The organism is Pseudoduganella sp., from assembly GCF_041914865.1.
Taxonomy (GTDB): Bacteria; Pseudomonadota; Gammaproteobacteria; order Burkholderiales; family Burkholderiaceae_D; genus Rugamonas.
This window is the reverse complement of record NZ_JAYSCO010000071.1, coordinates 1-23,070: the sequence shown is the minus strand read 5'-3', so window position 1 is coordinate 23,070 and position 23,070 is coordinate 1. Positions and strand designations below refer to the sequence as shown.

The window sequence follows — 23,070 nt, the reverse complement described above, 5'->3', positions numbered from 1 at the left end:
CTCCGTCAAGGGGTAATTTCCAGCAGCAGCTGTCCGGTCGCGACTTGCGCGCCGAGGGCGGCGTTGAGCGAGCTTACTTTGCCGTCGCGCGTGGCCAGCATATTGTGCTCCATCTTCATCGCCTCCAACGCCAGCAAGGGCTGGCCGATGCTGACCTGGTCGCCGTCCCGCACGTGCAGCGCGACCACCCGGCCGTTCATCGGCGCTGCGATGCGGCCGTCGGCGGCGCCGTTGTTCGCCACGCGTGGCGGCGCGTCGCCCAGGTCGTCCAGCATATGCTCGACGCCGTCCAGCAGGAAGAACAGACGGGCGCCATGGACGGCGAAGGACAGTGTTGCGGGCGCGCCGTCGATGGACAGTTGCAGGCTGCCCGCGCCGCTGTCGGCCACTTCGATGCGTTGCGATGCCGCCGCGCCCGGGGCGGCGATATGCCAGGCGTTGGGCCCATCGGCGCTGGCGTGGGCGTGGTGCGCCGCGCCATTCAGTGTGAAGCGTAAAGGCTGGGCATGGGCGTGGCTGGAGCTCCAGCCGTGCAGCTCGGCCGGGTAGCGGCGAGGGTGGCGCTGCGAACGGTGCCATGCCAGCAGCGCGCTGGCGGCGGCCAGGGTACGCGCCGTGGCGTCGGCGCCGCCGCGCAGCCCGGCCGGCAGGTGCCCGGCGATGAAGCCGGTGCTGGCGCCGCCTGCGGCGAACACCGGGTGCGCCAGGCACTGCGCCAGGAAGGCGCGGTTGCTCGGCAGGCCAAGCAGCAGGCATTGGTCCAGCGCGCGGCGCAGCTGGCGCAGGGCGTCGGCGCGGTCTCGCCCGTGCGCCACCAGCTTGGCCAGCATGGAGTCGTAGTAGGGCGGCACCTGCGCGCCATCGGCCAGGGCGTGGTCGCAGCGCACGCCGGGCGGCGCCTGCCAGCGCCACACCGTGCCGCTTTGCGGCAGGAAGTCCTGCTGCGGGTCCTCGGCGCACAGGCGCACTTCGATGGCATGGCCGCCGGCCGCGCGGCGCGCGTCGAGTTCGGCCTGCGCCAGCGGCAGCGGCGCGCCGGCCGCCACCAGCAACTGCCACTCGACCAGGTCGATACCGGTGATGGCTTCCGTCACCGCGTGCTCGACTTGCAGGCGAGTGTTCATCTCCATGAAGTAGAACTGGCCGTCGCGGTCGAGCAGGAATTCCAGCGTGCCGGCGCCGACGTAGCCGATGGCGCGCGCCGCCGCCAGCGCCACCTCGCCCATGCGCGCGCGCAGCTCGGGGCCGACGGCGGGCGAGGGCGCTTCTTCGATCAGCTTCTGATGGCGGCGCTGCACCGAGCAATCGCGCTCGCCCATGTGCACCACGTTGCCGTGCAGGTCTGCGAAGACCTGGATCTCGATATGGCGCGGCTCGAGCAGCGCGCGTTCGAGGATCACCTCGGCGCTGCCAAACGCATGCTGCGCCTCCGAACGCGCCGCTGCCAGCGCCGCCGCGAAGGCGCCCGCCTCGTCCACGCGCCGCATGCCGCGCCCGCCGCCGCCTGCGGCAGCCTTGATCATGACCGGGTAGCCGATGCGCGCCGCCTCCTCGGCCATGCGCGCGTCGGACTGGTCCTCGCCCTGGTAGCCCGGGATGCAGGGCACGCCGGCCTCCAGCATCATGCGCTTGGCGCCAGCCTTGTTGCCCATGGCCACGATGGCGGCGGCCGGCGGGCCGATGAAGGCCAGCCGGGCGTCGGTGCAGGCTTGCGCGAAGTCGGCCCGCTCGGCCAGGAAGCCGTAGCCGGGATGCACGGCGCCGGCGCCGGCCGCGCGCGCGGCGGCCAGCAGGGCCGGGATGTTGAGATAGGAATCGGCCGGCGCCGGGCCGCCGATGCGCAGCGCGGCATCGGCGCCGCCGGCGGCGACGCCATTGACGCGCGCGTGCGGGGCGTCGCGGTCGGCGTCGGAGTACACCGCCACGCAGCGGTAGCCCATGCGGCGCGCCGTGCGCATTACGCGCAGCGCGATTTCGCCGCGGTTGGCGACCAGGATGGTGTCGAAACCGCTCACGCCTTGCGCCCCGGCAGGATGTCCATGTACTTGCAGATAATGCCCAGCATGACTTCATCCGCGCCGCCGCCAATCGAGGTCAGGCGTGCGTCGCGGTAGAACTGCGACACCGGGTTCTCCAGCGTGAAGCCCATGCCGCCCCAGAACTGCAGGCAGCCGTCGGTGATCACGCGCGACAGGCGGCCGGCCTTCAGCTTGGCCATGGAAGCCAGTTCGGTCACGTCGGCGCCGCCGACATACATGCCGCAGGCGCGGTAGGTCAGGGCGCGCAGCGATTCAAGCTCGGTCTGCATTTCGGCCAGCTTGAAATGCACCCACTGGTTGTCCAGCACGCTGCCGTTGAAGATCTTGCGTTCGCGCGCATAGGCGATGGTGGCCTCGATGCAGTTCTGCATCTGCTGCACGATATTGGCCGCGCACCACAGGCGCTCTTCCTGGAACTGCAGCATCTGGTAGGTGAAACCCTTGTCCTCCTCGCCGATCAAAAAGCGCTGCGGCACGCGCACCTCGTCGAAGTGGATCAGGCCCGTGTCGGAGGAATTCATGCCGATCTTGCGGATCTTCTTGCCGACGCTGACGCCCGGCGTATCCATCGGCACGATGATCAGCGACTTGTTGCGGTGCGCCGGACCGTCGCCGGTGTTGGCCAGCAGGCACATCCAGTCCGCCTGCAGGCTGTTGGTGATCCACATCTTGCTGCCGTTGATCACGTAGTCGCCGCCATCCTTGCGCGCCGTGGTGCGCACCGCCGCCACGTCCGAGCCGGCGCCCGGCTCCGACACGCCGACGCAGGCCACCGCCTCGCCGCTGATGGCCGGCGCCAGGAACTCGCGCCGCAACTCGTCCGAGCCGAAGCGCGTCAGCGCCGGCGTCGCCATATCGGTCTGCACTCCGATCGCCATCGGCACCCCGCCGCAGCGGATGTGGCCCAGCGCCTCGGCCATCGCCATCGAGTAGGAGTAGTCCAGCCCCAGGCCGCCGTACGCCACCGGCTTGGACACGCCCAGCATGCCCAGCGCGCCCAGCTTGCGGAACACTTCCTTGGCCGGGAAGATTTCGGCCGCCTCCCATTCGTCCACAAAAGGATTGATGTCGCTGTCGATGAAGCGCTTCAGGTTGCGCTGCAGTTCCAGGTGTTCGTGGCTGTATTCCATCGGGGTCTCCAGGGATTGTCATGGGCGCGCCACGCCGAACTGCACCGGGTGCAGCGTGCGGCGGCGCGCTTCGTCGCAGACGGCCAGCACGCAGGCCAGCACGGCGCGCGTGTCGCGCGGATCGATGACGCCGTCGTCCAGCAGGCGTCCGGAAGTATAGAAAGCGTCGGTCTGGCGCTCGAAGGTTTCCACCACGCGCGCGCGCATGGCGGCAATCGCGGCGTGGTCCACCTCCTGGCCCTTGCGCCGCATGCTGCCCTCCATCACGATGGCCATGGTGCCGGCGGCCTGCTCGGCGCCCATCACGGCGGTGCGCGCATTGGGCCAGCTGAAGCAGAAGTCGGGCATGAAGCCGCGCCCCGACATGCCGTAGTTGCCGGCGCCGAAGGAGGCGCCGCAATGCACGGTGATGCGCGGTACATTGGCGTTGGCCAGGGCCTGGATCATCTTCGAGCCATGCTTGATCATGCCGGCCTGCTCGTAGGCCTTGCCGACCATGAAGCCGGTGGTGTTCTGCAGGAACAGCAGCGGCGTGCCGGACTGGCAGCACAGCTGGATGAAGTGGGCCGCCTTGGTGGCGCCGGCCGGGTCCAGCGGGCCGTTGTTGCTCAGGATGCCGACCGGCATGCCGCAGACGGCGGCGTGGCCGGTCACGGTGGCGCTGCCGTAGCCGGGCTTGAATTCGAGGAAGGCCGAGTCGTCCACGAGGCGCGCGACCACCTCGCGCATGTCGAGCGGCTTGCGCTGGTCGACCGGCGCGATGCCGAGCAGTTCGTCGGCCGCGTAACGCGGGGGCAAGTAGCGCGCGCCGCTGCCGCTGCCGCTGCCGCTGTGGGGCGCGTCGGGCCTGGCGTTCCACCCCAGGCCCGCCACCAGTTCGCGCGTGATGCGCAGCGCGTCGGCGTCGTCCTCGGCCAGGTATTCGGCCAGGCCCGACACGGCAGCGTGCATTTCCGCCCCGCCCAGCTCCTCCTCGCTGGCGATTTCGCCGGTGGCCGCCTTCAGCAGCGGCGGCCCGGCCAGGAAGGCCTTGGCGCGCTCGCGCACCATCACCACGTAATCGGACAGGCCCGGCATATAGGCGCCGCCCGCCGTGCTGGAACCGTGCACCACGCTGATCACCGGCAGTCCCGCCGCCGACAGGCGCGCCAGCCAGTAGAAGCCGCTGCCGCCGTGGATGAAGGTCTCCACCTTGTAGTCCAGCAGGTTGGCGCCGGCGCATTCCACCAGGTGGATGAAGGGCAGCTTCTGCGCCAGCGCCACCTGCTGCAGGCGCTGGAACTTCTCGATGCCCATCGGCTGCACCGCGCCCGCATCGATGCCCGAATCGTCCACCACCACCATGCAACGCGCGCCGCTGACGAAGCCGATGCCGCCCAGCAGGCCGGCACCCGGCACCGAGCGCTCCGGATCGGGATGGTCCAGGCAGTAGCCGGCCAAGGTCGCCAGTTCCAGGAACGGCGCGCCCGGGTCGAGCAGGGCGCCCAGGCGCTCGCGCGGTAGCAGCTGGCCGCGCTTGGCGAACAGCGGCGCCGCCGCCGCCGACTTGTCGCGCGTGCGCGCCTCCAGCGCCCTCAGGCGCGCCAGCTGCGCTTCCAGTGCGGCGCGGTTGGCGGCAAAGGCCTCGCCCTGCGCCGCGACGCGGTTCTCCAGCGCCGGCATTACCCGCCCTCCAGCACGCGCGGCGTGGCCGCCAGGTGGAAGCCGTTGAAAGCCGCCGTGGCGCCCGCCGCCTGCGGCCTTGGCATCGGCATGCCGGGCCGCACGTTGGGCCGCCCGCCATCGACGCGCAAGGTGGCGCCGGTGATGAAGGCCGCCGCCTCGGACAGCAGGAAGCAGATCGCCGCCGCCACTTCCGACTCGGTGCCGAAACGGTGCAGCGGCACCGTGCGCGGGAAGGCGCGGATGGTGTCGCGCATGGCCGGCGGATACTGGTCCATGCCGGAGGAGGCGATATAGCCCGGCGCCACCGCATTCACCCGCACCCCGTACTGCGCCCACTCGAAGGCCGCCGTCTCTGTCAGGCTTACCATGCCGGCGCGCGCCGCGCCCGAATGGCCCATATTCGGCATGCTGCCGAACATATCGGCCACGATATTGACGATGGCGCCGCCGTGCGCCGCCATGCTCTGCTCCAGGCACTCGCGCGCCACCAGGAAGCCGCCGGTCAGGTTGGTCTGCAGCACCGCCTCCCAGCCCTTCTGCGAAATCTCGCGCAGCGGCGCCGGGAACTGGCCGCCCGCATTGTTGACCAGGCCGTGCAGCGGCCCGTGCGCCGCCACCGCCTGCGCCACCATGGCGCGCACCGCCTCCTCGCTGCGGATATTGCAGGCGTAGCTGTGCGCCGCACCGCCCGCCGCCGCGATCTCCGCCTGCACCGCCGCCAGCTTGGCAGCGTCGCGCCCCACCAGCAGCACGCGCGCGCCCAGCGCCGCCAGCTCGTGCGCCGTGCAGCGCCCGATGCCGCTGCCGCCGCCGGTCACCAGGATGGTGCGGCCCGCGAACAGGCCCGGTTTGAAAATCGATTGGTACATCAGGTGTCCTTTCAATGCCAGCCGAGCTGGCGCGCGGCCAGGTCGTTGAGGATTTCTTCGGCGCCGCCGCCGATCATGTAGACCTTGACGTCGCGGTAGACGCGCTCCGCCACCGTGCCGCGCATGAAGCCCATGCCGCCGAGGATCTGCACCGCGTGGTCGGCGCAGGCCTGCATGGTCTGCGCCGCGAAGTTCTTCAGCATGCACACCTGCGCCACCAGCCCGGCATCGGCGGCCGCCGCCGCGCCGCCGCCGTCCAGGCGCGCCACCACGCTGTCGATGTAGGCGCGCGTGGCCGCGATGCGCGTCGCCATGTCGACCAGCTTATGGCGCACCGCCTGGTGCCGCACCAGCGGCTGGCCAAAGGTCTTGCGCTGCATGGCCCATTCGGACGCCTCGTCCAGCGCGGCCTGCGCCAGGTAGCAGGCGTGCATGGCCAGCATCAGGCGCTCGTCGTTGAAGTTGCGCATCAGGAGCGCGAAGCCCGCGTTCTCCGCGCCCAGCAGGTTGGCGGCGGGCACGCGGCACTGGTCGAAATGCAGCTGCGCCGTATCCGAGCACCACCAGCCCATCTTGCGCAGCGGCGTGCGCGTCAGGCCCGGCGCGTCGCCCGGCACCAGCAGCGCCGACACCCCGCCCGCGCCCGGCCCGCCGGTGCGCACCGCCAGCGTGATCCAGTCGGCGCGCATGCCGGACGTGATGAACGTCTTGCTGCCATTGACGATGTAGTGGTCGCCGTCGCGCACGGCGCTGGTGGCGAGGTTGGCCACATCGGAGCCGCCGCCCGGTTCCGTCACCGCCAGCGCGCTGACGGCCGTGCCGGCATAGATGGCCGGCAGCACGTGCGCCCGCAGTTCCGCCGAGGCGCCATGCACGATCGGCGGCGCGCCGATGCGGTGGCTGAACAGGGAAGCCAGCAGCCCGCCGCAGCCGGTGCGGCACAGCTCCTCGTTCAGCGCCTGCAGCTGCGCGTAGCTGGCCGGCAGGCCGCCGTCCTGCTCGGGAAAGCCGAGCGCCAGCAGGCCCAGCTCTCCGGCCTGGCGGTACAGCGCGCGCGGGAATGTCCCCGCCTCCTCCCACTCATTGACGTGCGGCCGCAACTCCTTGTCGACGAAGCGGCGCACGGTGGCGCGCAGCGCCTCGGTACTGTCAAACATCAGGTCCTCCTGCTGGTGAAATCATCGGGCACCGCCACCGGCATGGCCAGCAGCAGCTGCGCCATGCCCTTGCCGAGCGGGTCATGGCGCAGCGACGCCATGCCGCCGCCGCCCAGCGCCTGCTCGCAGACAAAATTGAAGGCATGGATGCCAGGCACTTCATAGCGCGTCACCGTGCCCTGCACATACCCGGCCAGATGCGCCGCCACTGCCTCCGCCGTCAGTTGCGCGCGCAGCAGCGGCAGGTCGGCCGGATCGCGCGCGATCACGCCGATGTTCGACACATCGCCCTTATCGCCGCTGCGCGCCCACGCCAGCTCAAGCAGCGCCACGCGCCGCCCGCCGCCGGCCGGCTGGGGCGCTGCCTCGCCTGGCGCCTGGTCCTGTGCTTGGTACAGGGCCGCCTGTCCGGCCGGTATGGCGGGCTGCACGGTGCTGCCATCGGGCAGGTGCACGCGCGGCTGCACGCGCTCTTTCCCGAGCAGGAAGGCGTGCTGCTTGATGGCCGGGGTGACCGCCGGGCGGCCGCCGAAGCCGGTGGTGCCGGGCGCCCAGGAGGTGGCGGCCGGGGCGATCTCGCGCGCGAACAGTTCGAGCGCGGCGCGCTGCGGATGAGCCACCGCCAGCCACAGCACGGCGCGCCCGAAGCCGTCCTGCTCGCCCAGCACGTCGGTGTGGGTGGCGCTGTAGTCGGCCAGCCCGGCGCGCGCAAACATGGCGCGTGTGCGTTCGAGGATGGCGGCGGCGGTGCGGCGCGCTTTGCGTCCGGCGTCGTGGCCGACAATGGTGAGCTGGGCGGCGCAGCGGAAGCCGTCGGCGTAGGTGGCGCTGACCTTGTAAGTCGGCGTCGGGGCGCTGCCGCGCGCGCCTTGCACCAGCACGCGCTGCGGTCCGCTGGCGCTGATCGTCACCGCGCGGAAATCGCACACCACGTCGGGCAGCACATAGCGCGCTGGGTCGCCGATTTCGTACAGCAGCTGTTCGGCGGCGCTGGCCGGGCTGACCAGGCCGCCCGTGCCATCGGGCTTGCCCAGTTCGAAGCTGCCGTCGGCGCGGCACTCGACGACCGGATAGCCGCTGTTGGCCCAGTCGGGCACTGATTCCCAATCGGTGAACAGGCCGCCGCTGCCCTGGCAGCCGCATTCGATCAGGTGGCCGGCCAGGCTGGCGCCGGCCAGGCGGTCGTAGTCGTCGGCGGCCCAGCCGAATTCATGCAGCAGCGGGCCCAGGGTCACGGCGCTGTCGACGCAGCGGCCGGTGATCACCACGTCGGCGCCGCCATCCAGCGCGGCGCGGATGGGCAGGGCGCCCAGGTAGGCGTTGGCGCTCAGCACATTGGCGGGCAGGGCCAGGCCGTCGGCGCGCAGGGCGGGCAGCTGCGGCAGCACGTCGTCGCCCTCGACCACGGCGATGCGCGGCGCCAGCCCCTGTTCCGCAGCCAGCGCGCGCAGGGCGCTAGCGCAGCCGTGCGGGTTGATGCCGCCGGCATTGGCCACCACGCGCACGCCGCGCGCCAGCGCGTCGCCCAGCACGTCGCGCATGACGTCGATGAAATCGGTGGCGTAGCCGAGCTCGGGCTGCTTGCGGCGGGCGCCGGCCAGCAGCGACATGGTCAGCTCGGCCAGGTAATCGAAGACCAGGTAGTCGAGGTCGCCGCCCTCCAGCAGCTGGCGTGCGCCGAGTGCGCTGTCGCCCCAGAATCCTGCCGCGCCGCCGATGCGGACTGTCTGCCTGCCATCACGCAAATGGCTCTCCCGGTAAATTAAATCAATTGATTGAATAATTAAGGGTAACAGCGTCCCGGTGGCGCAGGCAAGGGCCGTTGTGGCGGCGCGACGCTATCACTTAGGAAGCAAATTGATAGCCATTGTGTGTGGCAGGAAGAGCGGCTACATTGCCAACTTGCTAACGATGGCGCTGGGCGATACCGGCCCGCCGGCGCCGCTATGCAAGGCCGGCCTTCACATCAATGGAAAGAGGCACAGATATGGAACAGGTTGAACGCATCCTGGCGCAGGTCGTGGGCGAGGAAATCAGCGCGGAAGAGCTGGCGCTCGTGGCGGGCGGCGAGGAGAACTGGTGCACCCAGCAAGGCGGTTACATTACCCAGGGCGCCAGCGCGTACGGCGATTACTGCGACTACGCGTAAGCGCGCGGCCGCGCTGCGCTGGCCGCCCGCAGGCGGGGCGGCCGGCGCAGGCGGGACGGCGTTACGGCACCAGCGTGAAGTTGATGCCGGTGGCGTCGGTGGAGCTGATGTTGACCGCCGCGCTGGTCTGGGCGGCATAGCCGGTGGCAGCGGCATGTACCAGGTAGCTGCCAGCCGTCGGCGTGGTGAGGGCCGGCGTGAAGGTCAGCGGCAGGATGCTGCTGTAGGCCACATATTGCGGCGGTTGCAGCGGCAGCTTGCCCATGCTGTAGGCGCCGCTGCTGAGATCAGCGTTGGCGTAGCGTACCGTCACGGTCGGGCCGCCGTTGATGGCCTGGCGGGCCGACAGCTGGGCCACTTCGGTGGTGCTGGCAGGCTGCAGCGTGGCGGTGCCGCTGATCTTGCCTTGCTGGCTCGGCGTGCCCAGGCCGAATGGCGCCAGGGTGGTACTGAGCTGCACCATGGCGCTGGTCGAGGTGACGGGCACGGCGCCGATCACGTGGGCGGCGCGGTCGTCGGCCGTGATCACCACGTCATAGTTCCCCAGTGGCAGGCGCGACAGGATGAATTCGCCGGTCGCGGATGGCACTGTGGCCGCCACGATGGCGCCATTCTGCTGCGCGGTGACGGTGACATTGCTGCCGGCCAGGCCGGTGCTGACATAGCCGTTGATGCCATTGAGCGCCGTCGGTACGACTTTGATCACCGGTTTCAGCGCGTACTTGCCATTGCCCTTGGTCACGATCGACTTGCAGGCGTCGAAATCCATCACCAGGTCGTAGCGGCCGCCGGCCGGCACGTTGAAGTTGGCATTGAGCTTGATGCCGCTCTGCGCAGCGCTCGGGGTTTCCAGCGCGGTTTCACTGCCGCCGGTCGGCACCACGGAATTATTGTTGCCGGTGCTGGGTTCCAGCAGCAGGCGCACCTGGGTGTAGTTGCCGGACGGTAGCGAGACCTGGCCCAGCGATTCCAGCACGCCGTTGGTCAGGTTGAGCAGGTTGATCTTGCGCGCCGGCGCGACATTAAGGTCGGTCCAGCCGCTGTCATTGTCGCTGGCGCTGGCACTCTGGTGGACGCGCACCTTGGAAATGGTGACGTTGACGGCATCGAAGCCGCAGGATGGCGCATCGGTCAGCGAGACGCCCAGAATGCCGGCGGTCTGCGCCGGCGGTGGCGGCGCGGTGTCGCCGCTGCTGCCTCCGCCGCCGCCACAGGCAGCCAGCAGGAGGGTGGAAGTCATGAGGGAGAACCAGGAGACTTTCGTTTTCATGATATGCCTCTCGTCGTTATGTGTGCCTCTCCATTATCCATTCCAACTGGAAAAAAACTATGTTCGCTAGCGAACATAAGCATGGGCCGGGTCCTAAGGCTTGCCGCAGGTCGCGCCCTGCAAGCGCTGGTACGCCGCCAGTGCCTGCACCAGTCCATAGCCGAATTTCTCGTCGCGCCCCTTGATGCCCAGGTCCAGCGCGCTGGCGCCCAGGGCGCTGCGCACGTCGGCCTGGGTGCATTTCGGGAAGTGGCTCCACACCATGGCCGCCACGGCTGAAACGTGCGGCGTCGCCATCGAGGTGCCGTCGTAATGGGCGTAGCTGTACGGCGCCACGGTGACCGTCGCCGACTGCCCCAGTTTGCCCAGCAGCACCGTGCCGTCGCTGTCGGACACGCTGAGCGCCGGGATCTTGCTGCCCGCCGTCCCCAGCGTGCCGCTGAAGCTGCCGGCCACATTGTTGTAGATCACCGCGCCCAGGCCGCCGCTCTTTTCGCAGTTCGATACCTTGACGGCGAAGTCGATCGCGCCGCGCTGGATCAGGCACACCTTGCCCGCCACGGCGGTGTTGATGGTGTCGCCGATGCCGAAGTTGGCCATGGCGGCGGTGGCGCTGGCTTTGGCCGAGCCTTCCATGGCGCCGGCCTCGAAGTCACTGCCGCCGACCGTCAGGCTGGGCAGGGCGCCGCTGCCCATCGGTACGGTGGACAGCACGCCGACGCCGGGGGCGGCGATTTCCACTTTCTTGTTGTACTGGGAGAAGGTAGCCCAGGCCTTGTTGGCGTCGAGCGCGGCCACCGACATCACGGAGGCATAGCCGGCCGGGTAGGACTGGGTGCGGTTGCCATCGTTGCCGGCGGCCGCAATCGAGAGTACGCCTTGCTGCGCCAGCTTGGCGAAGGCGGCGTCTTCGGTGCGGCTCGCGCGCGCGCCGCCGAGCGACATGCTGATCACGCTGGCGCCGTTGGCGCCGCACTGGTTGGCGGCGGCCGCCAGGGTGGACGAGTAGGCCCAGCCGTCGGCGCCGAAGACTTTGACGATGTGCAGTGGCAGCCTGCCCGCGCTGGACACGCCCAGCACGCCCTTGTTGTTGCTGAGCGCGGCGATGGTGCCGGCCACGTGGGTGCCGTGGTGGTTTTCATCGGTATCCCAGCGTCCGGTGCCGGAGTCATTCAGGCCGGCCATGGTGTTGCCGGCCAGGTCTTCGTGTTGCCCGTCGATGCCGGAGTCGATGATGCACACCTTGCGTCCCGCCGCGCCTTGCGGCAGGGCCGGCAACTGGTCGGCCTGCACCAGCGGGATGCCATACGGGATCAGTTGCCCGCTATGGGCGGCGTCGGGCGTGGCCAGCGCGGTCGCCAGCGGGTAGCGCTTGACGTCTTCTTCCACGTAGAGGAAGTGCGGGTTGTGCTGCAAGCCTTTCAGCGCATGGGCCGGGATGGTCATGGCCACCGCGTTCATGCCGAAGATGAAGCGCGTATCTTCGCCTTGCGCGGCGGCAATTGCCGCCTTGGCCTGGTCCGCCATCCTGGCCTCGAAGGCGACGATGACGCGGATCTTTTCGGGCTTGGCGGCCACGGCGGGCGCGCTGGCGGCGGCCGCGATGGCGGCCATGAGGATGGCGTTTCTCAGCTGCATGATCGGCTCTCCCAAATGAATTGCTGACCTGATCTAGCGTAGGAGAAGCACCCAGGCGCCGCAATCGAATTATGCAAGTCGCGCGCGACTATCTTCAGGGCGTTGTTTTTCGGAGCAGTTTACATTCCTCATGGAAAAAGCAGCGCGCTCAGGCGCTACAGCTGACATTCCACGGCACGAAGTCGCTGCGCTGCGGCCGCAGCGACAGGCGCAGTTCGCCGCCGATATCGCTGTGGTAGACCAGCAGCGGCAGCTGGTCGGCGCCGCGCCCCAGCGCCGCCAGCGCGAAGTTGCGCGCGCGCATCGGCGCGCAGCTGGTGTTGCCGGCCATGAGCAGGCGCGCGCGCTGCAGCATGTCGCCCTGCGCTTGCAGCAGCTTGAGGATCTCGATTTCCGGCAGCGCGGCGCGCAGTTCGACCATGCTGGCCGGCGGCGTGCCGCAGCTGGTGGTGTGGTGCACCCAGATGTACTGGCTGTTGTCGACGCGCCAGCTGTCGTTGGCCTGCTGCGAATAGCGCGTGCGCTCGACGCGGCACAGCGGCAGCACCAGGCGCACCGGCGGCGCGTCGACGCTGGCGGTGGCGGCCAACACGGTAGCCCCCGGCGCGCGCTCCAGGCGTAACGCCGGCGCTGGCGTGCCGGGCGCGGTGCGCTGCCAGAACTGGGCGAAGGAGCGCTGCTCGGCCAGGTTGGGCGCGCGCACCGCGCTTGCTGGCGTGCTGGGCGTGCTGGCTGCTGCGGCTGCCGCGTGGACAACAGCGGCGGCCATGAATACTGCATATCTCATCCGGTTTCCTTTCAATGCGCAACGATTATAGATATAATCCGCTCGCTGCCGAAAGGTGGCACACGCTAGGGGTCCTGCGCGCTGCAAGTGCGCGGGTGAGAAATACCCTCCGAACCTGATCTGGATAATGCCAGCGAAGGGAAGCTTCAGGATACGCAAGGCCGCGCCCGCACGGCGCCGCCGCCGCGCAGCCTAACCTCCTTTGCTGGCTCCTGCGCCAACAAAGGAGCCAAATTGAACGCCAATCCCAAATTCCTCGCCGAACAGGCCGAGGTAGACTCCGCAGCGGTCGCGCCGCTGCCCAACTCCCGCAAGATCTACGTCACCGGCAGCCGCGCCGACCTGCGCGTGCCGATGCGCGAAATCAGCCTGCATGGCGAGAACGCACCGGTCACCGTGTACGACTGCTCCGGCGCCTACACCGATCCGGATGCGAAGATTGATATCCGTTCCGGCCTGGGCACGCCGCGCGCGGCCTGGATCGCTGAGCGCGCCGATACCGAATTGCTCGATGGCCCAAGCTCCGAATACGGCCGCCAGCGCCTGGCCGACGCCGAACTCGACGCGCTGCGCTTCAAGCTGCACCGCCAGCCGCGCCGCGCGCTGGCTGGCCGCAACGTGACGCAGATGCATTACGCGCGCCAGGGCATCATCACGCCGGAAATGGAATTCGTGGCGATCCGCGAGAACCTGCGCCGCAAGGAATACCTGGCAGGCCTGCGTGCGCAAGGAGAGAAGGGCGCGCGCATGGCCGACCTGCTGGGCCGCCAGCACCGCGGCGAGTCCTTCGGCGCCGCCATTCCCGAGGAAATCACGCCGGAATTCGTGCGCGACGAGATTGCGCGCGGGCGTGCCATCATCCCGGCCAATATCAACCACCCGGAACTGGAGCCGATGATCATCGGCCGCAATTTCCTGGTGAAGGTGAACGCCAATATCGGCAACTCCGCCGTCACCTCCTCCATCGGCGAGGAGGTGGAGAAGATGACCTGGGCCATCCGCTGGGGCGGCGACACCGTGATGGACCTGTCCACCGGCAAGCATATCCACGAAACGCGCGAATGGATCGTGCGCAATTCGCCGGTGCCGATCGGCACCGTGCCGATCTACCAGGCGCTGGAAAAAGTGAACGGCAAGGCCGAAGACCTGACCTGGGAAATTTTCCGCGACACCCTGATCGAACAGGCGGAGCAGGGCGTCGACTACTTCACCATCCACGCCGGCGTGCTGCTGCGCTATGTGCCGCTGACGGCCAACCGCATGACCGGCATCGTCTCGCGCGGCGGCTCGATCATGGCCAAGTGGTGCCTGGCGCACCACCAGGAGAACTTCCTGTACACGCACTTCGAAGAGATCTGCGAAATCATGAAGGCCTACGACGTCAGCTTCTCGCTGGGCGACGGCCTGCGCCCCGGCTCGGTGTGGGACGCCAACGATGCGGCGCAGCTGGGCGAGCTGAAAACCTTGGGCGAGCTGACGCAAATCGCCTGGAAGCACGACGTGCAGGTGATGATCGAAGGCCCGGGCCACGTGCCGATGCAGCTGATCAAAGAAAACATGGACCTGCAGCTGGAGCAGTGCAGCGAGGCGCCGTTCTATACCCTGGGCCCCTTGACCACCGATATCGCGCCCGGCTACGACCACATCACCTCCGGCATCGGCGCGGCGCAGATTGGCTGGTACGGCACCGCCATGCTGTGCTACGTGACGCCGAAGGAGCACCTGGGCCTGCCCAACAAGGCCGACGTCAAGGAAGGCATCATCACCTACAAGATCGCGGCGCACGCGGCCGACCTGGCCAAGGGCCATCCGGGCGCGCAGATCCGCGACAACGCACTGTCGCTGGCGCGCTTCGAATTCCGCTGGGAAGACCAGTTCAACCTGGGCCTGGACCCTGACCGCGCGCGCGAGTACCACGACGAGACCCTGCCGAAAGACTCGGCCAAGGTGGCGCACTTCTGCTCCATGTGCGGCCCGCATTTCTGCTCGATGAAGATCACGCAGGAAGTGCGCGAGTTCGCCGCCAGGGGCATGCAGGAAAAGTCCATCGAGTTCGTCAGGAACGGCGCGCAGATTTACCGCGCCCAGCAGCCATGATGCAGATTGAACTGAACGGCGCGCCGCACGCGGTGCCGCCGCAGCAGACGCTGGACGCGCTGGTGGCGTCGCTGCAGCTGGAAGGGCAGGCGCTGGCGCTGGCGGTCAACCGCCAGGTGGTGCCGCGCCAGCGCTGGACGCAGGTGGCGCTGGCCCCGAATGACAAAGTAGATATCGTCCGCGCCATCGGCGGCGGCTGAAAGGAAAACCATGCAGGACAAACCACTCATCATCGCAGGCAGGGAATACCACTCGCGCCTGCTGGTCGGCAGCGGCAAGTACAAGGACCTGCCGCAGACGCGCGAAGCCACGCTGGCGGCGGGCGCGGAAATCATCACCGTGGCGATCCGCCGCGTCAACATCGGCCAGGACCCGAAGGCGCCGAGCCTGCTGGACTATGTGCCGCCGCACGAATTCACCATCCTGCCCAATACGGCCGGTTGCTATACGGCGAAGGACGCGGTGTACACGCTGCAGATGGCGCGCGAACTGCTGAACGGCCACAAGCTGGTCAAGCTGGAAGTGCTGGGCGACGAGAAGACCCTGTTCCCGAACATGCCGGAAACCCTGGTGGCCGCGCGCCAGCTGGTGCAGGACGGCTTCGACGTCATGGTCTACTGCAGCGACGACCCGATCCAGGCGCGCATGCTGGAGGATATCGGCTGCTGCGCGGTGATGCCGCTGGCCTCCCTGATCGGCTCGGGCATGGGCATCCTCAACCCGTGGAACCTGTCGCTGATCATCGAGCAGGCCAACGTGCCGGTGCTGGTCGATGCCGGCGTGGGCACCGCCTCCGACGCGGCGATCGCCATGGAACTGGGCTGCGACGGCGTGCTGATGAACACGGCCATTGCCGCCGCCGGCGACCCGGTGCGCATGGCGCGCGCCATGAAGCTCGGCGTGCAGGCCGGGCGCGAAGCCTTCCTCGCAGGCCGCATGCCGCGCCGCTTCGCCGCGTCGCCTTCCTCGCCCATGGCCGGGAGGATCGCATGAGCGACCGGCCTTGCGTGCTGGTGTTCTCCGGCGCCGATCCTTCGGGCGGCGCCGGCATGGCGGCCGATATCCAGGCCATCACGGCAATGGGCGCGCATGCCTTGCCGGTGCTGACCGCCATCACCGTGCAGGACAACAACCGCGTGCACGCCGTGATGCCGGTGGCGCCGGAAGTCCTGCTGCAGCAGGCGCGCACCCTGCTGGCGCAAGTGCCGGTGGCGGCCATCAAGATCGGCATCCCAGGCAGCGCCGAAAATGCGAAAGCCATCGCCCAGCTGATCGGCGAGATGCGCGCCACCCACCGCCAGGCGGCCGGCGCGGCGCCGGCCTGGGCGCACAAGCTGTACAGCGAACCGCCGGTGGTGCTGGACCCGGTGCTGCGCAGCGGTAACGGCGATGCGCTGGGACGCGACGACGCCGTGCGCGCGCTGGCTCCGCTGCTGCCGCTGGCCACCCTGATCACGCCCAATGGCCCGGAAGCCGCCGCCCTGGCCGCCGGCGCGCGCCAGGCCGCGGTTGCGCGCGCAACGCCCGCCGTGGCTGGCGCCGCCGTTTCCGCCGTGGCGTCCAGCGCGCCAGGCCCCGACGCCGGCCGCTCCCTCGCAGGCGACGCTGGCGCGCTGGGCGGCCATGGCCACCCGGCCTGGCGCGGCACGCCGCACGGCAACGCGCTGGCGCATGCGCATGCCCTGCGTGCGCTGGGCTGCCGCCATGTGCTGGTGACGGGCGGCCATGACGAGGACAGCGACCTGGTGATCAACCGCTGGCTGGGCCCGGACCGCCAGCAGAACTGGAGCTGGCCGCGCCTGCCCGGCAGCTTCCACGGCAGCGGCTGCACCCTGGCCGCGGCCGTGGCAGCCCTGCTGGCGCTGGGCGACACGATGGCGCAGGCGCTCAGCAAGGCGCAAGGCTACACCCAGCGCGCGCTGGCCGCCTCGTATGCCATCGCGCCCGGCCAGCGCATCCCGCAACGCTAAGGAGTACAGAAGAATGCAAGGACTCTACCTGGTTACCCCCAACTGGGACGATACCGACAAGCTGCTGGCCGTCACCGAGCAGGCGCTGCGTGCCGGCGTGGCCCTGCTGCAGTACCGCCACAAGGATGCCAGCCAGGCACTGCGGCGCGCGCAGGGCGGGGCTCTGCGCGAGCTGTGCCACCAGTACGGCGTGCCCTTCCTGGTCAACGACCACGTCGCCCTGTGCCGCGAACTGGGCGCCGACGGCGTGCACCTGGGCGGCACCGACGATGCCATTGCCGAGGTGCGCGCCAGCCTTGGCCCGAACAAGCTGATCGGCGCCTCCTGCTACGGCGAACTGGCGCGGGCGCAAGCGGCGCAGGCGGCCGGCGCCAGCTATGTGGCATTCGGCGGCTTCTACCCTTCGCGGGTCAAGCAGTACGCCGTGACCACCCAGCCTTCCATCCTGCGCCATGCACGCGAAGCGATCGCGCTGCCGCTGTGCGTGATCGGCGGCATGACGCCGCACAACGCGGCGCCGCTGGTGGCCGAGGGCGCCCACCTGGTGGCGGCCATCAGCAGTGTTTACCTGGCCGACGACGTGGCTGCGGCAGTCCGCGAATTTCGGTCTATAATCAGCCCATTAGCATAACCTTAAGGTTGCCGCCCAATGAACGCCCAGCCTCTACCAAAGCGCCTGATCCTGATTGTCGACGACGATAAGATCCTGACTGAGTTCCTGGGTGAACTCTTGGTGCGGGCCGGCTACGACACCATGCTGGCACACTCCGCCGACCAGGCCCTGGCCCTGATTGCCGAGCGCGAACCGGACCTGGCCCTGCTCGACATCCACATGCCCGGCATGTCCGGCCTGGAGCTGGCCAAGCAGCTTAACCGCAATACCTCGGTGCCGTTCATGTTCCTGTCCGGCCGCGGCGACGCCGACGCCGGCAAGCAGGCTGCCGCCTACGGTGCGGTCGGCTTTGTGGTGAAACCGGTCGATGAGCAGCACCTGATGCCGGCCTTTGAAGCCGGCCTGGCGCGCGCCGATGAGATCCGCCAGCTGCGCCGCACCGAGATGAACCTGAACGCCGCGCTGGCCGCCGGCCGCGAGACCAGCCTGGCCGTCGGCCTGCTGATGTGTAAGTACCAGACCGACCGCAACACCGCCTTCGAAGTGCTGCGCGACCATGCCCGCTCCAGCCGGCGCAAGATCAACGAGGTGGCGGACCAGCTTCTGGCTGCCGAGGAAATGTTGAACAGCTTGCATGCTGCGTTTAACTCACGCTTGAAAAAATAAAACTTTTCGCCCCCATGGGCTTGCTGTAAACTATCGACGGTGGGCCCCACCTCGCCCACCGCCATCCCAGCGGCCGCCCCTCCTTCGCGGCCCAGAAATATCCCTCGGCCCAGCTCCGCCGACAATTCCCCTGCAGTGCGGAGAAAGCTCCATGAATATGTCGTTTGAATTGCATCCGGCGCCCCGGGTGTTGCACGTCGACCCCGACGAGGATAGTGCCGTGGTGCTGGCCACCTTGCTGGCCCCGGAAACCCAGGTAGTGCATGCCGCCACCTATGAACAGGCGCACTCGCTGCTGCAGCAGGGCGAGTTTGCCCTGCTGGTGATCGACCCCGACCTGCCCGATGGCGACGGGCACACCCTGATCCGCGCCATGCGCCAGCAGGACGTGCACACGCCGGTGCTGCTGTACTCGGCCAGCCAGCCTTCGCTGCACCACCAGGCGCACGCCTTCCTGCCCAAGCCGTGGACCTCGCCGCGCCAGCTGTGGCGCACCGTGTCGCATATGCTGGGGCTGGACGCCATGCTGCCGGCCCGGACATAAGTTAGGGTTTCGGCTATGCTGTCGCTTTTATTACATCGGGAGTCAAACGATGAAGACCAAAGCGGCAGTAGCATGGAAGGCGGGCGCCCCGCTGACCATTGAAGAAGTGGACCTGGACGGCCCGCGCGCCGGCGAGGTGCTGGTGGAGATCAAGGCCACCGGCATCTGCCATACCGACCATTACACCCTGTCCGGGGCCGACCCGGAAGGGATTTTCCCGGCCATCCTGGGTCACGAGGGCGCCGGCGTGGTGGTCGACGTGGGCCCGGGCGTCACCTCGCTCAAGCGCGACGACCATGTGATCCCGCTCTACACGCCGGAATGCCGCCAGTGCAAATTCTGCCTGTCGCGCAAGACCAACCTGTGCCAGGCCATCCGCGCCACCCAGGGCAAGGGCCTGATGCCGGACGGCTCCAGCCGCTTCTCGCTGGACGGCAAGCCGCTGTTCCACTACATGGGCACCTCCACCTTCTCCAACTACATCGTGGTGCCGGAGATCGCGCTGGCCAAGATCCGCCCGGACGCGCCGTTCGACAAGGTGTGCTACATCGGCTGCGGCGTCACCACCGGCGTCGGCGCCGTGCTGTTTACCGCCAAGGTGGAAGCGGGCGCCAATGTGGTGGTGTTCGGCCTGGGCGGCATCGGCCTGAACGTGATCCAGGCGGCTAAAATGGTGGGCGCCGACAAGATCATCGGCATCGACATCAACCCGGCGCGCGAAGCGATGGCACGCCAGTTCGGCATGACCCACTTCATCAACCCGAAAGACGTCGAGAACGTGGTGGACGCCATCATCCAGCTGACCGACGGCGGCGCCGACTACAGCTTCGAATGCGTCGGCAACACGCAGCTGATGCGCCAGGCGCTCGAATGCTGCCACAAAGGCTGGGGCAAATCGATCGTGATCGGCGTGGCGGCGGCAGGGCAGGAGATTTCCACCCGCCCGTTCCAGCTGGTCACCGGCCGCCACTGGCTCGGCTCCGCCTTCGGCGGCGCGCGCGGCCGCACCGACGTGCCGAAGATCGTCGACTGGTACATGGAGGGCAAGCTCAAGATTGACGAGCTGATCACCCACACCCTCCCGCTCGAGCGCATCAACGAAGGCTTCGACCTGATGGAACGCGGCGAATCGATCCGCTCCGTCGTCGTCTACTAAAGCCCGCGCAGACGGGGTCCGACCCTTGGGTCTGACCCCGCTTTACCGGGTTTAACAGCATCCTGGCCGCGCAAAACCGCCGCCCATCGCAAATCCCCAGCAAGCTGCCGCGCCCCCGGCTACATTCCTTCCTGAGCCCTCGCACCCGCATCTAGACAAAAAGTTCTAGACTTAAATATCTAGATCATTTAATCTAGATTGCAAGGACACCCAACACCGGAGCCGCCCCATGAGCCAACTGCTGAACGCCGTCATCCCCGCCCTGGGCTGGTCCCTGCTGCACTTCCTGTGGCAAGGCCTGCTGATCGGCTGCGTGGCAGCGCTGCTCCTGCATGCCCTGCGCAACGCCCGCCCGCAAGCGCGCTACCTGGTCGCCTGCCTGGCCCTGCTGCTGTGCGCCGCCCTCCCGCTCGCCAACTTCGGCTGGCGCCTGGCCGACGCCGCCGCCACCGGCCACGTCCTGCCCGCCCCGCTGGAAGCGAGCGCCATCGCCGCCATCCCCGGCGCCGCCGACGGCCAGGGCGTCGAGACCGTGCTGGTCGACATCGACGCCATGGCGTCCTGGGAATACGTGCTGCGCCGCCAGCTGCCCTGGCTGGTGCTGCTGTGGGCCGCCGGCGCCGCCCTGATGACGCTGCGCCTCTCGCTCGGCCTGCAATGGGTGCGCCGCCGCACGCTGTCCGGCCACTACCACGCCGATGCCGCCTGGCAGACGCGCGCCACCGAACTGGCGCAGCGCATGGGCATCTGCCGCGCCGTACGGCTCGGCGTTTCCGACGACACGCTCGATGGGCCGATCACGGCCGGCATCCTGCGCCCGATTGTGCTGCTGCCGGCATCGCTGGTCAGCGGCCTGCCGCCCCAGCTGCTGGAAGCGCTGCTGGCCCACGAGCTGGCCCATGTGCGCCGGCACGACTACCTGGTCAACCTGGTGCAGAGCGGCATTGAGATTTTCCTGTTCTACCACCCGAGTGTCTGGATGCTGTCCAAGCGCATCCGCCTCGAACGCGAACAGATTGCAGACGACATAGCCGCAAGCACGCTCGGCGAACCGCGGCGCCTGGCACTTGCACTTTCCGAGCTGGATAAATTCCAGTTCACCACCACACACTTTGCTGCGCCCGCGGCACACGGAGGAGACCTTATGTCCCGTATCAAACGCCTGATCCGTCCCGATGCACAACCACTGAGCTGGAAGATGGCCACCCCACTGTTAGGTATTTTTGCCGCCTGCGCCGCGTTGTATGCCCACGCCATGCCGCAAGCGGTCTCGCTCCCGGCCGCCAGCGCCGCTGCCGCACCAGCAGCGCTGGCCGCGCCGGCCCCGGACGCCGCGCCGCTCGCCGACGCGCCCCTTGCCGTCGCTGCCGACGCACCAGCAACCGTTGCCGCCGCTGCGGATGCCGCGCCAGCCGCCGATGCCGCCCCAGCCGAGCCGATGACCTCGGGCGCCTCCGCCGCCGACGAGCTCGACCAGCCCGCGCCACCGGCCCCGCCAGCCCCGCCCGCGCCAGCAGTACCGGCCGCACCGGAAGCCCCGCCCGCGCCGCCGGTCGCCGCCGCCCCAGCGCTGCCGGCCCCACCGCCTGCCGTGCCGGCTCCACCCAAGCCACCCAAAGCCCCCAAGCCCCCGAAAGAGCTGCATGGCGACAGCTTCTACATCAGTGATCGCGGCGGCATTTCGTACGCCATCATGGCCGACGGCAAAGACACGATGCACATCAACGGCCGCAACAGCGACCTCAGCGATGTATCGCGCCTGAAACGCGAGCAGAAGGGCGACTTCATCTACGCCCGCAAAGACGGCAAAGCCTACCTGATCCAGGACCCGGCACTGCTGGCGAAGGTGAAAGCAATCTGGCAGCCGGCCGAAGCGCACGGCAAGAAGATGGAAGAGCAGGGCAGGAAGATGGAAGTCCACAGCAAGGAAGTGGAAGCCCTGAGCGCCCAGGTCGAGAAGGAAGTGGAAGCCGCCATGGGCAGCAAGGAACAGCAGCGCGCCCAGCGCGAAGCCGAGCGCGCCATGGAACGCAAGATGGAGCTGGCCGCACGCCAGCAGGAGCGCATCGGCCGCGCCATGGAGAAAGCCGCGCGCAAGATGGCCCAGGCCGACGACCAGACCCGCGCCCAGCTCGAACGCGACATGGAGAAACTGCGCCAGGACATGGAGCCGCTGAGCGCCGAAATGGCACGCCAGGGCAGTGAGATCGCCGCCCGCCACGCCGCCATCGCCGCCCGCCAGGCCCCGCTGGCCGCCATGCACGCCCGCATCGCCGAAGCCTCCAAACCGCTGGGCGAGCTGGGCCGCAAGATGGGTGAGCTCGGCCGCGAACAAGGCCGCCTCTCCCGCGAAGCCGACCGCGCCTCCCGCGCCCTGATCGAAGAAGCCATCAGCAACGGCAGCGCCAAACCCGTCATGTGAAAAAAAAATGGGGACGTACCCTATTTTTCGCTGCGCGAAAAATAGGGTACGTCCCCATTTTTTTTGTTCAGACCTGACCCCGAATCTCTTTGGCTAACTGACCGACGAAGCTGCGGCCAGGGTTATTCCCGGCGATCCACTCCTCGGGCGGGAACAGGTCGAACAGGCCCACCTTGATAACTGTCGGCACAGCCGCCGCCAGCTCCTGCTCGATCGCGCCGCGCTCTCCAGCGTTGTACAGCTCGATATTGCGCAGCATGGTGGCGACGGTGCCGGTCTGGACCTTGCTGCCGTCCTTCAGTTGCACCAGCGGTAGCGTTTCACCGTCGGCGAGGATTTTCTGGTTGATGGTGGCCAGGTTGTTTGTGGTTTGCATATGGTTTCCTTTCAAGTTGTGGATACCATATCCTTCCAACCACCTGCGTTTCAATGCCCGGAATCCAGCTTGGCAGCTGCGCGATAAACTGTGGCAACTTAGCGATGCACCAGCTGCAACGCTGTCAGGTGTGAAATGCTGCCTGTGGAAAGTCTTCGTACGAAACGGAATCTGCAATCGCAGAGATGACGTCGTCCTCGAACGTAACTACTCCGGCTTCAGCCAGGATTTGGACATTCTCCTTTGCCTCTGCCAGGGCGCAGTTGGCACGTGCCGCGATATCGCTAATCGTTCCAGCTTGCCGCACTATTACATCCAACAATTTGCGCCGATCAGCAGTGAATACTGCCAGCAGGTCTTCGGGATCTTGGTAACTGACAACGCATGTTTTTGGAATTGGCTCGCCGTTGTCGATTTTTGCGGCTAGCTCTTTGCTCCAGGCGAGCAGTTCTTCCATGCTCTCGACTTTGATCCAGTGCGCGGCAAACCCCGTCGTTCACGGCGGGGTCAAGAGCGCGGACG

Annotated in this window: 21 protein-coding genes and 1 riboswitch; of the genes, 10 read left to right on the top strand and 11 right to left on the bottom strand. The window is 68.2% G+C overall.

The annotated features are described in order from the left end of the window. Positions 1–5: 5 nt before the first annotated feature. The 6 genes from ACE3TQ_RS23575 to ACE3TQ_RS23550 are packed head-to-tail and all read right to left on the bottom strand — an operon-like array spanning position 6 to position 8,605. Complete coding sequence (locus ACE3TQ_RS23575) at positions 6–2,015, bottom strand: biotin carboxylase N-terminal domain-containing protein (protein ID WP_374585598.1); 2,010 nt, start codon at positions 2,013–2,015, stop codon at positions 6–8. After that, positions 2,012–3,169 (bottom strand): acyl-CoA dehydrogenase family protein, encoded by a 1,158-nt coding sequence (locus ACE3TQ_RS23570; protein ID WP_374585596.1) that lies wholly within the window; start codon positions 3,167–3,169, stop codon positions 2,012–2,014. Before ACE3TQ_RS23570 ends, ACE3TQ_RS23575 begins: the two co-directional genes overlap by 4 nt. Before the next feature lie 18 nt (positions 3,170–3,187). Further along, on the bottom strand, positions 3,188–4,831 hold the full coding sequence (locus tag ACE3TQ_RS23565; RefSeq protein WP_374585594.1) for an acyl-CoA carboxylase subunit beta: 1,644 nt from the start codon (positions 4,829–4,831) through the stop codon (positions 3,188–3,190). Beyond that, a complete protein-coding gene (locus ACE3TQ_RS23560; protein ID WP_374585592.1) occupies positions 4,831–5,703 on the bottom strand; it encodes an SDR family oxidoreductase in 873 nt (290 codons plus the stop codon). Before ACE3TQ_RS23560 ends, ACE3TQ_RS23565 begins: the two co-directional genes overlap by 1 nt. 11 nt (positions 5,704–5,714) lie before the next feature. Next, a complete protein-coding gene (locus tag ACE3TQ_RS23555) occupies positions 5,715–6,860 on the bottom strand; it encodes an acyl-CoA dehydrogenase family protein (RefSeq protein WP_374585590.1) in 1,146 nt (381 codons plus the stop codon). After that, positions 6,860–8,605: an acyclic terpene utilization AtuA family protein gene (locus tag ACE3TQ_RS23550; protein WP_374585588.1), complete on the bottom strand. Its 1,746-nt coding sequence runs from the start codon at positions 8,603–8,605 to the stop codon at positions 6,860–6,862. The genes ACE3TQ_RS23555 and ACE3TQ_RS23550 overlap by 1 nt, the downstream gene beginning before the upstream one ends. Before the next feature lie 242 nt (positions 8,606–8,847). Here ACE3TQ_RS23550 and ACE3TQ_RS23545 point away from each other — a divergent pair, with 242 nt between their 5' ends. After that, a complete protein-coding gene (locus ACE3TQ_RS23545) occupies positions 8,848–9,009 on the top strand; it encodes a hypothetical protein (protein ID WP_374585586.1) in 162 nt (53 codons plus the stop codon). 61 nt (positions 9,010–9,070) lie between these two features. On the opposite strand, the gene ACE3TQ_RS23540 is transcribed toward ACE3TQ_RS23545, so the two are convergent. The 3 genes from ACE3TQ_RS23540 to ACE3TQ_RS23530 form a co-directional block, all read right to left on the bottom strand. Continuing rightward, the gene (locus ACE3TQ_RS23540; RefSeq protein ID WP_374585584.1) at positions 9,071–10,279 is read right to left on the bottom strand and encodes a DUF4382 domain-containing protein; all 1,209 of its coding nucleotides are present in this window, start codon (positions 10,277–10,279) and stop codon (positions 9,071–9,073) included. Positions 10,280–10,372: 93 nt separating this feature from the next. Then, positions 10,373–11,917, bottom strand: a complete 1,545-nt coding sequence (locus tag ACE3TQ_RS23535) for a S8 family serine peptidase (protein WP_374585582.1) — start codon at positions 11,915–11,917, stop codon at positions 10,373–10,375. Positions 11,918–12,065: 148 nt separating this feature from the next. Beyond that, positions 12,066–12,704, bottom strand: coding sequence for a hypothetical protein (locus ACE3TQ_RS23530; protein ID WP_374585580.1), 639 nt, complete (start codon positions 12,702–12,704; stop codon positions 12,066–12,068). Between the two features lie 57 nt (positions 12,705–12,761). Continuing rightward, positions 12,762–12,863: riboswitch (TPP riboswitch) on the top strand. 75 nt (positions 12,864–12,938) lie between these two features. On the opposite strand from ACE3TQ_RS23530, the gene thiC reads away from it, so the two are divergent. The 9 genes from thiC (at position 12,939) to ACE3TQ_RS23485 (ending at position 22,172) form a co-directional block, all read left to right on the top strand. Further along, positions 12,939–14,801 carry a phosphomethylpyrimidine synthase ThiC gene (thiC, locus tag ACE3TQ_RS23525; RefSeq protein WP_374585578.1) on the top strand — a complete coding sequence of 621 codons (1,863 nt, stop codon included), beginning with the start codon at positions 12,939–12,941 and terminating at the stop codon, positions 14,799–14,801. Further along, positions 14,798–15,001 (top strand): sulfur carrier protein ThiS, encoded by a 204-nt coding sequence (gene thiS / locus ACE3TQ_RS23520; protein WP_374585576.1) that lies wholly within the window; start codon positions 14,798–14,800, stop codon positions 14,999–15,001. The genes thiC and thiS overlap by 4 nt, the downstream gene beginning before the upstream one ends. Before the next feature lie 10 nt (positions 15,002–15,011). After that, positions 15,012–15,794: a thiazole synthase gene (locus ACE3TQ_RS23515; RefSeq protein ID WP_374585574.1), complete on the top strand. Its 783-nt coding sequence runs from the start codon at positions 15,012–15,014 to the stop codon at positions 15,792–15,794. Next, positions 15,791–16,771 carry a hydroxymethylpyrimidine/phosphomethylpyrimidine kinase gene (locus ACE3TQ_RS23510; protein ID WP_374585572.1) on the top strand — a complete coding sequence of 327 codons (981 nt, stop codon included), beginning with the start codon at positions 15,791–15,793 and terminating at the stop codon, positions 16,769–16,771. Before ACE3TQ_RS23515 ends, ACE3TQ_RS23510 begins: the two co-directional genes overlap by 4 nt. 13 nt (positions 16,772–16,784) lie before the next feature. Then, a complete protein-coding gene (gene thiE / locus ACE3TQ_RS23505; RefSeq protein WP_374585570.1) occupies positions 16,785–17,402 on the top strand; it encodes a thiamine phosphate synthase in 618 nt (205 codons plus the stop codon). Between the two features lie 18 nt (positions 17,403–17,420). Then, a complete protein-coding gene (locus ACE3TQ_RS23500) occupies positions 17,421–18,050 on the top strand; it encodes an ANTAR domain-containing response regulator (protein WP_374585568.1) in 630 nt (209 codons plus the stop codon). Positions 18,051–18,201: 151 nt separating this feature from the next. After that, positions 18,202–18,594: a response regulator gene (locus tag ACE3TQ_RS23495; RefSeq protein ID WP_374585566.1), complete on the top strand. Its 393-nt coding sequence runs from the start codon at positions 18,202–18,204 to the stop codon at positions 18,592–18,594. Between the two features lie 49 nt (positions 18,595–18,643). Next, positions 18,644–19,750 carry an S-(hydroxymethyl)glutathione dehydrogenase/class III alcohol dehydrogenase gene (locus tag ACE3TQ_RS23490; protein WP_374585564.1) on the top strand — a complete coding sequence of 369 codons (1,107 nt, stop codon included), beginning with the start codon at positions 18,644–18,646 and terminating at the stop codon, positions 19,748–19,750. A 229-nt stretch (positions 19,751–19,979) separates the two neighbouring features. Next, on the top strand, positions 19,980–22,172 hold the full coding sequence (locus ACE3TQ_RS23485; protein WP_374585562.1) for a M56 family metallopeptidase: 2,193 nt from the start codon (positions 19,980–19,982) through the stop codon (positions 22,170–22,172). Between the two features lie 67 nt (positions 22,173–22,239). Here ACE3TQ_RS23485 and ACE3TQ_RS23480 read toward each other — a convergent pair whose 3' ends face one another. Next, positions 22,240–22,548, bottom strand: a complete 309-nt coding sequence (locus ACE3TQ_RS23480; protein WP_374585560.1) for a hypothetical protein — start codon at positions 22,546–22,548, stop codon at positions 22,240–22,242. 124 nt (positions 22,549–22,672) lie between these two features. Continuing rightward, positions 22,673–23,005 (bottom strand): hypothetical protein, encoded by a 333-nt coding sequence (locus ACE3TQ_RS23475; RefSeq protein WP_374585558.1) that lies wholly within the window; start codon positions 23,003–23,005, stop codon positions 22,673–22,675. Positions 23,006–23,070: the final 65 nt, after the last annotated feature.

Coding starts and splice junctions, on each gene's coding strand:
- ACE3TQ_RS23570 (WP_374585596.1), bottom strand. CDS start 3,169: ATGGAATACAGCCACGAACACCTGGAACTGCAGCGCAACCTGAAGCGC.
- ACE3TQ_RS23565 (WP_374585594.1), bottom strand. CDS start 4,831: ATGCCGGCGCTGGAGAACCGCGTCGCGGCGCAGGGCGAGGCCTTTGCC.
- ACE3TQ_RS23560 (WP_374585592.1), bottom strand. CDS start 5,703: ATGTACCAATCGATTTTCAAACCGGGCCTGTTCGCGGGCCGCACCATC.
- ACE3TQ_RS23555 (WP_374585590.1), bottom strand. CDS start 6,860: ATGTTTGACAGTACCGAGGCGCTGCGCGCCACCGTGCGCCGCTTCGTC.
- ACE3TQ_RS23545 (WP_374585586.1), top strand. CDS start 8,848: ATGGAACAGGTTGAACGCATCCTGGCGCAGGTCGTGGGCGAGGAAATC.
- ACE3TQ_RS23540 (WP_374585584.1), bottom strand. CDS start 10,279: ATGAAAACGAAAGTCTCCTGGTTCTCCCTCATGACTTCCACCCTCCTG.
- ACE3TQ_RS23535 (WP_374585582.1), bottom strand. CDS start 11,917: ATGCAGCTGAGAAACGCCATCCTCATGGCCGCCATCGCGGCCGCCGCC.
- ACE3TQ_RS23530 (WP_374585580.1), bottom strand. CDS start 12,704: ATGAGATATGCAGTATTCATGGCCGCCGCTGTTGTCCACGCGGCAGCC.
- thiS (WP_374585576.1), top strand. CDS start 14,798: ATGATGCAGATTGAACTGAACGGCGCGCCGCACGCGGTGCCGCCGCAG.
- ACE3TQ_RS23515 (WP_374585574.1), top strand. CDS start 15,012: ATGCAGGACAAACCACTCATCATCGCAGGCAGGGAATACCACTCGCGC.
- ACE3TQ_RS23510 (WP_374585572.1), top strand. CDS start 15,791: ATGAGCGACCGGCCTTGCGTGCTGGTGTTCTCCGGCGCCGATCCTTCG.
- thiE (WP_374585570.1), top strand. CDS start 16,785: ATGCAAGGACTCTACCTGGTTACCCCCAACTGGGACGATACCGACAAG.
- ACE3TQ_RS23500 (WP_374585568.1), top strand. CDS start 17,421: ATGAACGCCCAGCCTCTACCAAAGCGCCTGATCCTGATTGTCGACGAC.
- ACE3TQ_RS23495 (WP_374585566.1), top strand. CDS start 18,202: ATGAATATGTCGTTTGAATTGCATCCGGCGCCCCGGGTGTTGCACGTC.
- ACE3TQ_RS23490 (WP_374585564.1), top strand. CDS start 18,644: ATGAAGACCAAAGCGGCAGTAGCATGGAAGGCGGGCGCCCCGCTGACC.
- ACE3TQ_RS23485 (WP_374585562.1), top strand. CDS start 19,980: ATGAGCCAACTGCTGAACGCCGTCATCCCCGCCCTGGGCTGGTCCCTG.
- ACE3TQ_RS23480 (WP_374585560.1), bottom strand. CDS start 22,548: ATGCAAACCACAAACAACCTGGCCACCATCAACCAGAAAATCCTCGCC.
- ACE3TQ_RS23475 (WP_374585558.1), bottom strand. CDS start 23,005: ATGGAAGAACTGCTCGCCTGGAGCAAAGAGCTAGCCGCAAAAATCGAC.